General features: G+C 62.0%; 13 protein-coding genes. 6 read left to right on the forward strand and 7 right to left on the reverse strand.

From position 1 onward, the window contains the following. Positions 1-90: 90 nt before the first annotated feature. Positions 91-1,935, forward strand: coding sequence for a TaqI-like C-terminal specificity domain-containing protein (locus tag FYJ85_RS04885; protein ID WP_106053839.1), 1,845 nt, complete (start codon positions 91-93; stop codon positions 1,933-1,935). Here the strand turns inward: FYJ85_RS04885 and FYJ85_RS04890 are convergent. Next, a complete protein-coding gene (locus FYJ85_RS04890) occupies positions 1,929-2,732 on the reverse strand; it encodes a hypothetical protein (RefSeq protein ID WP_106053838.1) in 804 nt (267 codons plus the stop codon). The two genes, FYJ85_RS04885 and FYJ85_RS04890, sit on opposite strands and share 7 nt — an antisense overlap. Before the next feature lie 288 nt (positions 2,733-3,020). After that, positions 3,021-3,512, reverse strand: coding sequence for a signal peptidase I (lepB, locus tag FYJ85_RS04895; RefSeq protein ID WP_106053837.1), 492 nt, complete (start codon positions 3,510-3,512; stop codon positions 3,021-3,023). A gap of 568 nt (positions 3,513-4,080) precedes the next feature. Between lepB and FYJ85_RS04900 the strand changes: the two genes are divergently transcribed. Beyond that, positions 4,081-5,457, forward strand: a complete 1,377-nt coding sequence (locus tag FYJ85_RS04900; protein WP_206212975.1) for an alkaline phosphatase — start codon at positions 4,081-4,083, stop codon at positions 5,455-5,457. Between the two features lie 44 nt (positions 5,458-5,501). Here the strand turns inward: FYJ85_RS04900 and FYJ85_RS04905 are convergent, their stop codons facing one another. Next, a complete protein-coding gene (locus FYJ85_RS04905; protein ID WP_106053835.1) occupies positions 5,502-6,275 on the reverse strand; it encodes a PP-loop family protein in 774 nt (257 codons plus the stop codon). Continuing rightward, entirely contained in the window at positions 6,268-7,047 is a 780-nt protein-coding gene (locus FYJ85_RS04910) for a J domain-containing protein (RefSeq protein ID WP_235903117.1), read from the reverse strand. Before FYJ85_RS04910 ends, FYJ85_RS04905 begins: the two co-directional genes overlap by 8 nt. Before the next feature lie 191 nt (positions 7,048-7,238). On the opposite strand from FYJ85_RS04910, the gene FYJ85_RS04915 reads away from it, so the two are divergent. Both FYJ85_RS04915 and FYJ85_RS04920 read left to right on the forward strand, forming a co-directional pair. Continuing rightward, entirely contained in the window at positions 7,239-7,652 is a 414-nt protein-coding gene (locus FYJ85_RS04915; RefSeq protein ID WP_106053833.1) for a response regulator, read from the forward strand. 33 nt (positions 7,653-7,685) lie between these two features. Beyond that, on the forward strand, positions 7,686-7,994 hold the full coding sequence (locus tag FYJ85_RS04920) for an HNH endonuclease (protein ID WP_154417156.1): 309 nt from the start codon (positions 7,686-7,688) through the stop codon (positions 7,992-7,994). Positions 7,995-8,102: 108 nt separating this feature from the next. Here the strand turns inward: FYJ85_RS04920 and FYJ85_RS04925 are convergent, their stop codons facing one another. The 3 genes from FYJ85_RS04925 to FYJ85_RS04935 all read right to left on the reverse strand — a co-directional run bounded on the left by FYJ85_RS04925 (position 8,103) and on the right by FYJ85_RS04935 (position 13,269). Next, the gene (locus FYJ85_RS04925) at positions 8,103-11,387 is read right to left on the reverse strand and encodes a beta-galactosidase (RefSeq protein WP_206212977.1); all 3,285 of its coding nucleotides are present in this window, start codon (positions 11,385-11,387) and stop codon (positions 8,103-8,105) included. Positions 11,388-11,405: 18 nt separating this feature from the next. Further along, entirely contained in the window at positions 11,406-12,104 is a 699-nt protein-coding gene (locus FYJ85_RS04930) for a DUF1559 family PulG-like putative transporter (protein ID WP_154417158.1), read from the reverse strand. Between the two features lie 106 nt (positions 12,105-12,210). Further along, positions 12,211-13,269, reverse strand: a complete 1,059-nt coding sequence (locus tag FYJ85_RS04935) for a GntR family transcriptional regulator (protein ID WP_206212978.1) — start codon at positions 13,267-13,269, stop codon at positions 12,211-12,213. 205 nt (positions 13,270-13,474) lie between these two features. Between FYJ85_RS04935 and FYJ85_RS04940 the strand changes: the two genes are divergently transcribed. Both FYJ85_RS04940 and FYJ85_RS04945 read left to right on the forward strand, forming a co-directional pair. Then, on the forward strand, positions 13,475-14,224 hold the full coding sequence (locus FYJ85_RS04940; RefSeq protein ID WP_106053829.1) for an IclR family transcriptional regulator: 750 nt from the start codon (positions 13,475-13,477) through the stop codon (positions 14,222-14,224). A 5-nt stretch (positions 14,225-14,229) separates the two neighbouring features. Then, entirely contained in the window at positions 14,230-14,973 is a 744-nt protein-coding gene (locus FYJ85_RS04945) for an SDR family NAD(P)-dependent oxidoreductase (protein WP_154417160.1), read from the forward strand. Positions 14,974-14,988: the final 15 nt, after the last annotated feature.

Raw genomic sequence — 14,988 nt, forward strand, 5'->3', positions numbered from 1 at the left:
TGGACTCTTTCGGGGTTCCGGATTGATAAAACGGCCCGGCGAATTTATATTATCGGCAGCCCGCTGCGAGCGGAAGAACGGGGATGGACAGTGAGCGAAACGGACGAATTGCCGGAACATGCGACACCGGCCGCCGATACGGCGGCCGGCAGGCTTCTGCCGCTGCGCGAAGCGGCGGCCCGTCTTCATGTGTCGACCGCCACGCTCCGCAACTGGATTCGTCTCGGCGTGCTGCTGCCGGACCGGGAGAGGCCGTACCGGTTCCGGGTGGAGGCCGTTGCCGCATTCCGCCGGGAAAAGCGGTCGGAAAGCGGCGCCCGGCTGACCAGCCGGGCGAACAAAAGCCGTTCGACGGTCCGCCGTTTCCGCGGCCCCTGCCGGGAAGCGGCGGCTGTTTTCCGTTCGCTGCGGCCGGGGCTCGAGTGCGCGATGTACACGGCCGCGCTGAAGCGCCTCGAAGCGGCGGGGGAGATTGAGCTCGACGGCATACGACCGGTCTGTTTTCTGCGGGAATCGGTGCGGACCGTACTGGAGAACTGGCGGAGGCGACTGCGGCAGGAGCCCGGAGAGCGGGCTTTGCGTTTTTTCGAAGCGCTGCCGGCGATGGACGGCGAAGAGTCGCTGGGCGAGCTGCACCAGGCGCTGACTTCCATCGGGCATCGCGCCGTCCGGGGAGCCTACTACACGGCGACCGGCCTGGCCGACGATGCGCTGCGGTTCGGAGCCGGTGCGGGCCGGTTTCTCGATCCGTGCTGCGGCAGCGGTCATTACCTGGTCCGGGCGGCGAGTGTGCTGAAACTGGGGCCGGACCGGATCTACGGCATCGAGTGCGATCCGGTCGCGGCGGAGCTGGCGCGGATCAATCTCCTGCTGGCATTTCCGTTCGACGAATTCACTCCGCATATTTTCCGGGGGGACGCGCTCGCCGGGCGGATTCTGCGGGAGGCGTACGGCTCGTTCGACCTGGTGGCGACCAATCCGCCGTGGGGGGCGGTCCGGAGCGGACGGGAGGAAAGCTTTGCGCTGTTCATCCGGCAGGCGCTGCGTTTTCTCGGCCCGGAGGGCAGGCTGTCGTTTCTCCTGCCGGAAGCGGTGCTGAATATCCGGGCGCACGCTCCGCTGCGGCGCATGCTTTTCGAAGAGTGCCGGATCGAATCCGTCACTCTGCTCGGCCGCTGCTTTACGGGTGTCTTTACGCCGGTCGTCCGCCTCGACGCGGTCAATGCGCCGCCCGGAGACGGACACCGGTTCCCGGTCGTCCATCCGGACGGTGCGCGCGAACTGCACCGCCAGGAGCCAGGATGCCGCGACTGCGCCATCGAGACCGGAATTTCGGCGGCCGACCGCGCGCTGCTCGATAAGATCGACGCCTGTCCGCATCTGACGCTCGCCGGCAACGCGGAGTGGGCGCTCGGCATTGTGACCGGCGATAACGCGAAACTGCTCGCCACCGCGCCGGAGCCGGGGGCGGAACCGATTCTGCGCGGCTGCGACATCCGGCCGAACCGGCTGAAGACGCCGCAGCGCTATCTGCGGCCCGGCAAACTTCAGCAGGCGGCACCGAAGCGGCTTTACCGGACAAAACCGAAGCTGGTGTACCGCTTTATTGCGAACCGCCCGGTCTGCGCCGTGGACCCGGACGGATTCCTGACGCTGAACAGCGCGAATCTGCTGATTCCGCATCTTCCGGGCTGGCCGGCGGAGCTGGCGGCGCGGTATCTGAATTCCCGCCTGGCCGGTTATATTTTCATGAAACGGTTTGCAACCTGCAAGGTGCTGCGGAAAGATCTCGAACTGTTGCCGTTTCCGCCGCTTGCCGCGGGGGAGGCCGACGGACTCATGCGGCTGGGGGAAGAGGAGCTGGAAGAGCGGTTCTTCGATAAATTCGGCCTCGCGGCGGAAGAGCGGGCGCTCATTTTCCGTGTTTTTCAATAGATGCAAAGCAATGTAAGGTATTCGTTGGTGACGGTGTCCGGCAGCATGGCGAGGGGGGCGTCGGCCGGATCGGGAAATTCCGGGTGGATGATCGGGAAACGGGCGGCCAGCGCTTCGGGCGGCGAAGATGCGGAGCTGATGCGGAGCCGCAATTCCGCGCCGCCGCGCCGCCGCAGGGGGGAGAGTGAATCCAGCTCGACCGTTATCGGCACTCCGAGCCGCTGCCGCAGATAAGCGGCGGCCGTGCGTTCGAACTCGAGCAGCGGAAGTTTGCGCTCTTCGACGATCAGTTCCTTCAGCGAAGGCGCGTCGTCGGTGTGGAAGCCGGATTCGAGCGGATCGAGCTCCGCCCGCAGGAAGAGCAGGCCGTTGATGACCCGGATCCCGAATAAATACTCCGTTTCGAAGACGGTGCCGAGCGGAGCGTCGAGACGGGTCAGGGCGATGACCGAACCGCCGGGGAGGGCGATGCGGCAGCCGTGTGCCGGTAATTTCCGGGGGAGTTTGCGGAACCATTCTCGGAACTCCTCGAAACGGATGCTTCTGCCCCACAGCGAGAATTCAAAGCAGATCCGGCTTCCGTCCCTGTTCAAAAAGCTGCGCGAGAGCGAGAGGCCGACGCCGACTTCATCCGGCTCGAGGACCCCGTAGCGGATCCGTTCGTAATCCGGCAGTACCTTCAGGCCGGAGAGATGGCGGATGATTCCCCGTTCCACGGTCAGGACATTCACGGCCTTCAGTGCATATTCCACGATCTCGCTGCCGCCGGGACGGTTCCGGTTCGTTTCGTTTTCCATGGTTGACATTCTCCCGTTGTTATCCGCCGCCGATTGCCGCGGCTGTTCCCACATCAAAAAATAGTCAACTTTTAGCCTCATAAAATGAGTTTTCAATCTGAAAATACAAAAAACCGCGCTTTTCCGTGCAAATATGCGGGGGGAAACCGGCATCGACTGTTCCGGGACGGGAAATGCGGGAACGGGGTAGGCGGAAAAATACGGGATGGCGGCAGGCCGAAAACGCCGGTTGGAGCGAGAATAATCGCGCCGGAGGAACCCTTAAGCGTGTCGGAGCGGCAGGCCGGTTTACCGCTCTGCCGGTATGCGGGCGATCACCGCGCTTTGCGGGACCGGGCCGAAATCCCGGCTGTCCAGCGAAATCTGCGGCGCGTCTCCGAGCAGGAAAAGTTCACCCTCCGGAACCTCGAAGCGGTCAATTCGCGCCTGGCCGATCTCCTCCGCCAGCCGGTAATAGCGGATATAGTCCGCTGTCTGCACCAGCAGATTGAACCCTTCGTCCAGCCGGAAGATCACGACTTCGTCCCCCGGCAGCGCGTAGATGCGCTTCAGGCAGGTCTCGTTTTCGTGCCGGAAGAGCACGACCTCTCCCCGCCGGAACGGGATGTTCCGGCAGAACAGTTGTTTCCGCCCGAGCAGCAGCCGGCCGGAATGGTAGGTCGGCGACATCGACTCCCCGCTTACAATGATCAGACGGTAGGGAGAGAATGCCGCCGCGCCGATCAGCAGCACTCCGAAGGCGGCCAGGATCAGCAGCCGTTTTTTCTTTTTGTCCATCATCGCGTGAAAATTCTCCGAACCTTCTCACCATAACACGGAAATGCTCCGCATGCAAGTTTTGCCGTGCCGTATCTCCCGATATTTCCGAATTCGAACCGTTCTCTAACCAAACCCGAATATTCCGGTGATATCTTATGGCATGAACAAGACGGAGCGGTACGATGCCGTCCTGCGGATCGGAACCGGAAGAAACAGGATGAGGCGGTTCTCTCCGGCCGGACTTCTCTCCCGCCTGCGTCCCGTCCGTGTTCTGCGTCCATGTGAAAAAGGGCGGCATATGTACATCTTCGGCTGCTGCGCGGCGAAGTGCCGGGACGCCGGGGGGATTAACCGAAAGGAGCCTTTCATGAAGAAGAATCCGTGACGGAGAAGTTTCGAGGGAAAGCGGCGGGGTGGTCCGTCCCGCTTCCCGCGTTCCGGAGACTGCTTCCGCCGCGATGGGTACAATCGCCTTTTGTTTTCGCGGCGGAGAGAGAGGGAAGCGTTTTCCGAAGCCATCGCAGTCCGGGCCATGGCCGGCGGCGACGATAGAAAGAACTTTGCTTTAGAACCATATGAGGTGAAATCGATGAAACAACTTCGACTGTTCGCGGCGGTCTGCGCCGCACTGCTGGCCGTTGCCGCTCCGGCGGCCGGTCTCGAAAAACCGAAATACATTTTCCTCTTCATCGGGGATGGAATGGGGGCTCCGCAGGTCAGCCTCGCTGCGGAATTCTGCGGAAAACCGCAGCTGTTCGACGGATTCGAAACCGTCGGGCTGACTGCCACCCGGTCGCTGAATTCGTATATCACCGATTCGGCGGCGGCGGGAACCGCGCTCGCGTCGGGGAGCAAAACCAACTCCGGCATGGTGGGCCGGGCGCCGGACGGGACTCCGCTTCCGTCCTATGTCATCGCCGCCCGTGAAAAGGGGCGCAAGGTCGGCGTGGTCACCAGCGTGAGTCTCGACCACGCGACGCCGGCCGCCTTCTACGCGAACGTGCCGTCCCGCTCGAACTACTACGACATCGCCGTGCAGATGGGCCGGAGCGGAATCGACTACCTCGCCGGCGGCGGACTGCTCCGGCCCGCCGGGAAAAAGAAGGACCGGCCGGACGCCTACCGCCTGGCCGAAGAGAACGGCTATACCGTCGTCCGCACCGTCGATGCGTTCGACGCGCTGAAGCGCGGGGCCGGCAAGACCATCGTCATATCGCCCGAACCGAACCGGACGGCCAGCCTGCCGTATGCGATCGACCGGAGGGACGGAGTTCCGACCCTCGCCGCCCTGACCGCCAGGGGCATCGAGCTGCTCGACAATCCGAACGGTTTTTTTCTGATGGTCGAAGGCGGCATGATCGACTGGGCCTGCCATGCCAACGACGCGGCGACCGCGGTCGCGGAAACCCTTGCCTTCCGCGATGCGGTGGCGGAAGCCGTGCGCTTCGCCGACGCCCATCCGGACGAGACGCTGATCATCGTCACCGCCGACCACGAGACCGGCGGGCTCACGCTCGGCCAGCGCACCCTGCCGTACGGCAGCCGCTACGGGCTCCTGAAAGCCCAGAAAGTGTCGTTTCAGGCGTTTTCGGACGAGCTCCGGGAACTGAAGAAGAGGGATGTCCTGACACCGGAACGGATGCGGCGGCTCGTCACCGAACGGTTCGGACTGCGGTTCGACGGAACCGGGCCGCTCGTTCTTGCGGACGAGGAGAAAAACGAGCTGGACCAGGCGCTCGAAGCGTCGCTGCATCCGTCGGCGGAGAGCAAACTGCGCTGCGGCGGCTATGAACCGCTCGCCGTCGCGGCGACCCGGATTCTGGCGGCGAAAGCCGGAATCGGCTGGACCACCTACGCCCATACCGCGCTGCCGGTCATGACCTTCGCGCGCGGCGTGAATGCGGAACTGTTCTCGAATTACTATGACAACACGCATATCGCCGAACTGATCAGGGCGATGTTGTGACAACCGCACCGCCGGAACGGAAAACCGGTCCGGCGGGAGGAGGCTCAGTCCGGGTCGCCCGGTTTCAGGTAGGCGGGGTCGAGCAGATAGCCGGGCTGGATATTGCCCAGGGAACGCAGCATCTGGCTGCGCAGATTCGGAATCCGCTCCGCCAGTTCGTCGACGAGCCCGCGGAAGTAGGCGCGGTCGCCGTCGGCAAGCTCCGCCTCGTAACGGCATTTTCCGGCCTGCGGCAGTTCACGTTCTTCGCGGCAGCGGACGATCAGCGACTCCGGCGCAAGCACGAACGGCCGGATGATCCGGATTCCCTCCTTCGCCTTCGCCGCGACATTCGGCCCCATCGTGCTCAGGCCCTGGCCGCGGAACAGGCTCATCAGGAACGAGGCCGCGATGTCGTCGAAGTGCTGGCCGAGCGCCAGCTTGCCGCACCCCTCCGCCGCGGCGAGCCCGTACAGCTTGCCGCGCCGCAGCCGCGAACAGAGCACGCAGGGAGTCCCTTCGTACCGCTTTTCTGCGAGGATGCCGGCGATGTCGAGCTTCACGACCCGGTGCTCCCATCCCTGCCGCCGGCAGTAATCCGCGATGCCCGCGACGTTGAATTCCGGAAAGCCGGGATCGAAGGTTGCCGCAATCAGGTCGAACCGCACCGGCGCCTTCCGCCGCAGCGCATGCAGTGCATGCAGCAGCATGAAGCTGTCCTTGCCGCCCGAGAGGCCGACCAGGATGCGGTCGCCTTCTCCGATCATCCGGTACCGGCTGACCGCCTGCCCGGTCAGTTTGCAGAGTTCGCGGAACGCCGCCGTCTTTTCTTCACTCATCGTCGCGGTGCTCCAATTTCTGATGCCGCGCGGCACGGGTCAGCGAACGGTTCAGCTCGCCGATCATCCGGTCGGCTTCATCCTCGCCGAAGTCGGCCGGTTTCGGCCGGAACCACTGCCGGAACCGGCCGAAAAGCGGCAGGCGCCTGATCTGCGCCTCTTCGAGTTCGCGGCGCACCCGCCAGAGCTGCTGGCGCGGCTTCCGCCGGCGCCCGGTCGACAGCGCGGCGCGGTAGTGCTTCACGGCCGCGCCGTACTTCCCCTGCGCCGTCAGCGCGCGGGCCAGGCAGATGCGGAATACGATATTCTGCGGCGCCGCCAGCACCACCTCCGTGAAACAGGCTTCGGCTTTGTCGTAACGTGCGCTGCGGAGATGGTCGCGCCCTTCGCGGTAGGTCATGAAGATTTCGGTCTTTTCGAGATCGGCCAGCAGGGTTGCGAGCGACGTTTCCGGCGGCGCATGATTCCCGACGATCAGTTCCTCGAGAATGTCGTCCGCCTCCGAATCCATCATCGGTTCAGGCGATTTCTCGGGGTCGCGCCGGAAAAGTTCGTTGTCGGAGAGGAGGCTGCGGTCGTATTCCCGGCGCTTCCCGGCATCGGTCAGGACATCGAATGCGAGCGCCAGCAGCTGAAATTCGCGGGTCTTTTCCGGTGAATTTCCGAACAGGTCCGGGTGGCACCGTTTCGCCTGCCGGTAATACGCGCGCTTCAGCTCTGCGAATCCGGCCCGCGCGTCGACGTTCAGGATCTGATAGTAGGTCTTTGCCATTTTTGTCAAAATATCGTTCCGGTGCTTGCCATTCCTGCGGAAATCGAGTATAATATATACATAACTTATTTCCAACGCCAATAGAAAGATAAAATAAAAAGCGATTTTCCGGCACTGCCGCGGCGCGTACATATTGTTTTAAGTCGGCAGCGTAACGGAATCGGTGCAACCGAAGAGGCAAGTTTACAACCATGAATAAGAAAGTCAATTCACTGCCGGGAGGGAGCGAGACGATCCTCATCGTCGACGATCACGAAACGATCTGGGACTTCCTGATCGAAGCGCTCCAGCAGCTCGGCTACTCGGTGCTGCTCGCCGAGAACGGTCTCGACGCGGTTGAGATTTATGAGGCGAATCCTTCGCAGATCGACCTCGTCCTGCTCGATATGATCATGCCCAAGCAGGGAGGGCACCAGACTTTCTTCCGCATCCGCTCCATCGACCCGAAGGCGAAGATTCTGCTTTCGAGCGGATTTGTCTCGGAGGCCGAGGTCCACGACCTGCTTCAGCAGGGGGCCTGCGGTTTCCTTCCGAAACCGCACCGGCTGCCGACCGTCGCCAAGGCGATCCGCGAGGTCCTCGACACCGGCCGCCTTGCCGGCTGAAGCATTCCGCGACGGTTCGGAGAAGAGGTCCGCATGGATGACTGGGTGGAAATCAGCCGCGACGAACGGCATATCAGGCGCGAGCGCGCGAAAGCGCGCGAATTGCGCAAAACGCCGTATTACCGGAATCTGTTCCGGAAGGGAATCTGCCATTACTGCGGGAAGAAGTTTCCGCCGGAAGAGCTTACGCTCGATCACATCGTTCCGGTTGCGCGCGGCGGCAGGAGCACGAAGGGGAACCTCGTCGTCTGCTGCCGCAGCTGCAATCAGGAGAAGAAGTTCCTGACTCCCGCCGAGCTGCTGCTCCGCCGGCTCTCCGAAGAGCCGGAGAGCGAATCGTAACGCCGGCAATTCCGTCGCGTACAGGCTGCGCCGACGACTATGCCGAAGCGGTCCGGCTGGCCCGGAACGGCATCGGCGCCGTGCCGGTCAGCCGCGTTTCCGTGCTCCTCAGCGGGCGATTTCGAAGTAGAGAACGGGGCCGCCCGGCAGGGTACCGGTGTCAACCGGCAGCTCGAGCCTGCCGCCGGAAACAAAGAGCGGAATCGGGGCGCGGCGTTCGCCGTTCAGTTCCAGCGGATATGCTTTCATCTGCGATGCGTTTTCGTTCCTGACTATCAGCGTGAAGGTTCCGGTTCGGACGAGAGTCGGATTCTTCCCCGGATGTTTCCGGACCGTCATGGTCCGGTCGGTGAACGTCATGCCGGAGTTCAGTGCGTTGGTAGCGTAGACGACCAGCAGCCGTTTTGCCGTGCGGATCGTGCCGTCGAGTGCGATGACGGAGAGATTGCCGTCTGTCGTGAAACGGGTGATTTCAATGTCGCTGAGCTTCAGCGCTGTTCCCGCAGGAGCGGCCATCCCCTGAAAACGCGGCGTGTCGGCACGGACAAGTTTCCGGTTCGCGTCAAGCAGGAGTTCTCCGGTCTCGCTTTCGAAAAGTGTCCAGCCGCCGCTGCGATTGGCCTCCGGCAGTATGCCTTGTTTTTTCAGGGCGGAGAGTTCGGCGGCGAGATTGAAGCCGGAGGGCGCGGCCTCATGTGTCTGCGAGAATCCGGCGGTATTGTTTTCCACGCGCGAATTTCCCGACAGCGGGATGATCGCAACTCCTTTTCCGGCAGGAAGAAGCGGTTTTCCGGAATCGTTCTGCTCCAGGGTCAGCTTCGTTACGAGGGACAGCCGGGACTGAGCGCTGCCGAGCGCGTCCGGATACGCTCCCGTTCTCCGGAGTTCCTGTTCGGAAAAGCGGATGCGCGCTTCTCCGCATGCCGGAGAGATATCGCCGCGCAGGAAGAGGAAGTACCCCTGAAGCTGCTGTGCGCATTTGACCGGGTCCCAGTAGATCGCCCAGGTGTCGATCATCCGGGCGTTCGAGATAGCGGCCGGCCCCTCGTGGGCCATGAGGCCGTCCACATCGTTCATGGCGGCGAAAGCGGTGAACCCGAGCGCCTCCTCATAGCGGTAACGGTTCCAGAACAGATGGCCGTACTCATTGATCATGAATGGCTTTCCTGCAATCCGGGTCGAGGCGCAGTCGCGGAAGAGCGGTGCGCCGCCTCCGACCATGCTTCCCTGGCTCTGCTGGGTGCCGTCTGCGGACAGGTGGCCGAAATAGGAGTGCATGGTTACGACCTCGAGGTCGCCGCGTACCGCAGAGTAGTGCATGGATTTCGTCATATCGAAATTTGTGAAGAGCCCTTTATAGCCCCATTGCCGGAACTTCTGCGTGAAGTAGCGGATCATGCCGCGTTCCTGCCGGGCAATGAATTCATCGAGGTCCGCACCGCGTCTGCCGCGTGCGGCGTACTGCTCCGGAGTGAACGCCGGCACCTCGCTGAAAGCGCCGAACGCGGTTTTCCATGCCGCGTTCAGCCTTTCGGCGGAACCGTATTTCTCCCGGAGGAAGCGTCGCCACGCCGGGGCTCCCAGCTCATGAAAATCATGATTGCGGATGAAGGCGAACTCCTGCTCGTTGCAGCCTGTAATCAGTGCGAGGACAGGATCGTCGATCAGGCGCGTCCCTGTGTAGGGGTTCCGGTGGGTGAAGAGCTGCCGCATCCCTTCTTCGCACTGTTTCCGGCTTTCTGCGTCGAAATACATGGTGTAACGGTGTTCCATTGTGCCGCCGACGAGCCAGCGGTTTGCTCCGGAGTAGCCGGTCGGTCCGCCGAGCGCGTCGATCATGAGGTAAATCCCGTTTTTTTTAAGTGCGCTGACAAGGTAGTCCAGAAGATCGAGCTCCGCCGGCTTCAGCTTCACTTCCCCCTGTTCCAGATTCCCGAGGCTTATATTCGGCATGTGGATGCGGTACATATTATAGCCCTGACGCCGGATTTCGCGGACGAAGCGGTCGATCTTTTCGTGCGAGTCAAGGTCGTTCTCCCGGATTCTGAGGCTCTCGCGTCTGCCGTTGTGCATGAAGTGGATCGTGCCGCCGAGCCCGCCGGAGGCGGAATAGAAGCGTACGGCTTTTTCGGGTTCGCTCTGCCGCGCGAACCGCCCCGCCGCATTGACGATGATCCGTTCGACCGGACGGATGGTGCCGGAAGAGAGATCGAGGGCGGAACCGGGGAGGATGCACGGTGACTCCGGGCGTTTCAGCGGTTTCCAGGGCCCGCCCGCTTCGATGACATATTCCGTGTCGCGGACAGGGGTGTACTTCCGGTCCGAGATCGTTGCTCCGGCGATGATCCAGAGCGCTTCTCCACCGGCCGAGCGGAACTTCAGCCGCGCAATATCGGAATCAAGCGCGAATCGTGCGGTGAAAAGCCCGACGCTGCTGCCGTTTCCTGCTGTCCATTTCGCGCCGGGCCACGCCTCCGGCAGTTCGCGGACCCGCCACCAGTCGTCGACGTGGCGGCCGCCGATGACGTCGACGGTGCGGGTTTTCCCGGTTGAAGAGGTGATTTCGAGTTCGCCGGTTCTGCCGGTATTCCCCCAGCAGAGCGCGTGGAGCAGATAGAGGTATTTCCCCCGCAGCGGAGTTTTGAAGCGCAGTTCCGCCTCTTTCCGGCCGTTCGGAAAGTGGGTCGAGTACATGGAGAGCACGCTCCGGCCGCCGTTTCGGGCGGGATCGGAGAGGACGAAGGGAACGCCGCCGTACACCTCCCTTCCCCGGTCGAAATTCCGGGCATCGCTGTCGCGTCCCTGGTCGGACCAGCCGCCTTTGCCGTCTCCGGCGGTTTCATCGGAGAAATCCATATTCGCAATCGCGGAGAGATCGAGCATCGTGTCGTCCGCTTCGGCGGAAAAATTCCGGAACTCCAGTTTCCCGCCGGCATTCTGAAAGCCGAGCGTGAGCAGGACCGTTTCCGCGTCGGCCGGAATATTCGTCCGGAACGAAATGCGCTGCCACCCGTAGCTGCCGGGGGCGATTTTTCCACCGGGATAAAGTTCCCCTCCGGGCGACTTTATCCAGAGCAGGAACTTTCCTCCGTGGAAGTGTTTCGCCTGCGGTCCCGGCACGAGGTTTTCCGCCCGGACTTCGATCGAGCAGCTCACACGCCGTCCGCGCAGGCGATCGACCGGCAGGGAGCGGAAGATCCCGACCGTCCCCCTCGAAAGCTTCTCCCTCGGCAGCTTGAGCGTGATCCCCTCCCGGCCGGGCGCGGCTTCGCAGCCTCGAACGCTCCACTCTTTGAGCGCGCCGGTTCCGGTCATGGGGAGGGAGATTGCCTGCGCCGCCGCCGGGAATGCAGAGCAGAGCAGGAGAAGCAGCAGCGGTACTGTCTTATTCATCGGCAGCCTCATATATGTTTACGGAACCCAGTAGAGGAACATGGAGTCGCGCGCCGTCATCTCCGTCGGCCAGGTCGTATCCGCGGTCCGCTGGAGCCACGCCACGTGACCGTCGACGAATGCGCCGTTCGCTCCGGATTGATGACGGTCGGAGACCGCCGTATCGTAATCCCAGCTCAGCCGCTTCCAATAGCCGAACCAGTACGAGAATTTGTCGGAATTGATTTCTTTGTAGCCGTCGACCATGAAAAGCTTCCGTGAGGGGCCTCTGCACTGCCGGAAGCTGATCCACTTGCCGTTCGTTCCGAGGAGCGAGGCGTTATGGATCGTTGCCTCGTTGATCGCGTAGCCGCCGCCTTTGGACGGGTCCCCGGCATAAGCCGGGCAGAGGGCGACACCGTCCGGTCTCCATCCCTGTGACGAGCCTGCGAGTTTTTTCAGATAGCCGCGCAGCTGCAGGAGCCCGAAGTGTGCGAAACTGTTCCCGCCTCCATCGACGATCTTTGTCTGCGAACCGTTGCTTGCGAAGGCGTTGCAGTCGGTATCGTACATGATATGCGCGAGCATGAGCTGCTTCAGGTTCGACTGGCAGCTGCTGCGTTTTGCAGTCGCCCGCGCCCGGTTCAGGGCGGGCAGCAGCATCGCGGCGAGGATTGCGATGATTGCAATTACGATAAGAAGTTCAATCAGTGTGAAATGAAATGTTTTGTTTCTCATGAATTACTCCCATATTCTCCAACAAATGATCGTTGTTTCGGCCGCTTTTCGGCGGCTCCGCGGCTCCGCCCTGCGCCGGCGGGCGTTGTCGGGAACATCATCCCACTTATCTGGCTGCCTGCAAAACTTTCAAAGGCACGGGCAATGCGACATGAACCGGAGGTGCGGAAGCATCCGCCAGCCGTTCGGAAACACGGCGGGCGATCCGGTCGCCGAGTTCTTCGAACGGGACTTCCGATACGATGCCGCAAAATTCCGGAGTATGGATGGTGTGGAATTCCGCGAGCATCCGGCACTGCGAAACGGTATCGACATGGTGCATTTTCAGGAGTTCGAGGATGCCGGAGAGGTACTCCCCATGGGTGTAGAATGCATCGGGGATCACCCCGGCTTCGAGCTTCGCTGCGATCTGGTCGAAGACGGAGGACGAGGGCTCCTCCCGGAACGCATGCAGATCAAGCTTTCTGCCGGCTTCGCGGTATGCATCTTCAAAACCGCGCAGGCGGCTCCGGCTGGCGTCGTTTTCGACGGCGAAGAAGACCCGGCGGCGCCCCTCGGCGAGCAGTCGCAGTCCCATTTCACGGCCGGATCCGTGCAGATCGAAGCGGAAGTTGTCGACGGCGGCCTCTTCCGGCAGCTCGCCGCAGGTTACGATCAGGATTCCCGCTTCTTCGAGCCGCCGGATCAGCGGTAATCGCGTCTCGCTCGCATTGAACCAGACCAATGCATCGAGATACTGGCTGCGGATCTCATTGAACATCTCGTCGTCGCTCATGGAGACAAGCGACAGGTGGCGGACCATCCGGAGACTCCGGGTCAGCGACCGTCCGGTGCAGCTCAGCAGCGACCATGCCGAGTACTCATAGAAGAAAAATTTGCCGTCCCCGTACAGGAGTCCGACCAGAGGTGCTTTTCTGCGGTCGGGAAAGAAGGTCCCGTTGCATTTCGTGAAGGTGCCGATGCCGCGTTTGCCTTCGATATACCCTTCCCGGGTCAGCGCCTGCAGCACGAGCGTGACCGTGCTGCGCGCCACGCCGAACATCCTGCTCAGCTCAACGGAACTCGGCAGCATGACCGCTTCTCCGGGATGCGTGTAAATCAGGTTCATCACATAGTGCCGGATCTTCAGACTTTCCTGTACCGGTCTGCCGCGTACGTTGCTCATCGGTAGGACCTTTCTATTTAACGGACATTCATCGGACATTTATATTATACGCAATTCGCATTGAAAAAGCAAGCCGTTTTCATGAGATTTGCATTTTTTTAAAGAAATAAGAATTGCAAATCGAATCAGGCTCTTGCTTTTTGAGTTAATATGAAGTATAATTTTATTATAAGACAATTGTATTTCATAATATGAAAGAGTGAAGATGATAAAAGTACTCGACAAAACCTTTGCGATTCTGGAGGCGGTGGTGCTGAATTCGCCGCATCCGCTCCGGATTTCGGTGCTGGCCGAACGGTTCGGCATCAACACCGGCACCTGCGCGCGGATCATCCGCGAGCTTTCCGATGCCGGATATCTGATTCAGGTTTCGCGGCAGGACGGCTATGCGGCAGGACCGCGCGCACTCGCCTTCGCCAATGCGGTCAGCTATAAACCGGCGCTGCTGGAGGCGGCCCGTCCGGTTGCCGACGGAGCCGCTCGGCGATTCGAGGCTTCCGTGCTGCTGGCCGAACGGCAGGGAGGGCTGCGTTACATCCTCTATCACCGGAACGAATCGCCGCGTCTGGCGATCCGGCTCTCCGAACTTGCGTTCCGCGATCTTTTCGACACGGCGACCGGGCTTATGCTCGCTGCGTTCGCACCGGAGGAGGAATTGCCGGCGCTGCTGGATTCGTCCGGCGGCGAACGGTTCCGGCTGCTCGACCCGGCGCGCGGAATCCGGGAACAGCTGGCGGAGATCCGCGAGGCGAAGAGCGTCGTGTTCGCCGATCCGGCGCGCGGACAGGGCATCGCGGCGTTTCCGGTTTTCCGCAACGGGGCGTTTCTCGCGACGCTCGGCGGCTCGATTCCGTTCGACGAGTATGCGGAGCGCGGCGCGGCGTTTGCCGAAGGGCTCTCCCGCGCCGCCTCCGAAATCAGCAAAGCGGTTTCAATCATCAACACGGCAGGATAACAGGCATGGACAGCATCGAAGGAAAAGTCGCCCTGGTCACCGGGGCGTCGCAGGGACTCGGCCGGGTCATCGCGCAGGAACTCGCGAAACTCGGCTGCCGGGTCGTCGTCAATTACGCGAACAACACCGCAAATGCCGAACAGGTGAAGCGGGAGATCGAAACGGCGGGCGGCGATGTCCGCATCGTCCGCTGCGACGTCGGCGACGAAGCGGCCGTGAATGAGATGTTCCGGGAGCTCGGTCCGGTCGACATTCTCGTCAACAACGCGCGGCTCGACCCGTGGCTGCGGACCGCCGATATGAGCGAGGGTGAATGGTTCGACCGGGTCATGCGAGTCAACCTGAAGGGGGCGTTTCTCGCCTCTCTCGCGTTTTTCGAGCGGGCGAAGGCGCGCGGCTGGGGACGGATCGTCAATATCGCCAGCGTGCGGAGCTTCCGCCCGGCCGAGATGAGCATGATCGCCTACGGCGTCTCGAAGCTCGGCATGCATGCATTGACCCGCGCTTTTGCCGACAACGGCGCACCATACGGCATCACGGCCAATACCGTCGCGCCCGGCATGGTCGTGACCGAGAATATCGGGAAGCGGCTGACGCCGGAGAAGTACGCCGAGGAGTCGGCCGCGATACCGCTCGGGCGCGGCGCAACCTGCGGGGAGATCGCCGACGCGGTGATTTTTCCGCTCCGCAACGGCTACGTCACGGGGGAGACCATCAATATCAACGGCGGCATGTATTATGCGCCTTAACCGGGAGAAGTGGAA

This window comes from Victivallis lenta, from assembly GCF_009695545.1.
In the GTDB taxonomy this organism is placed as follows: Bacteria; Verrucomicrobiota; Lentisphaeria; order Victivallales; family Victivallaceae; genus Victivallis; species Victivallis lenta.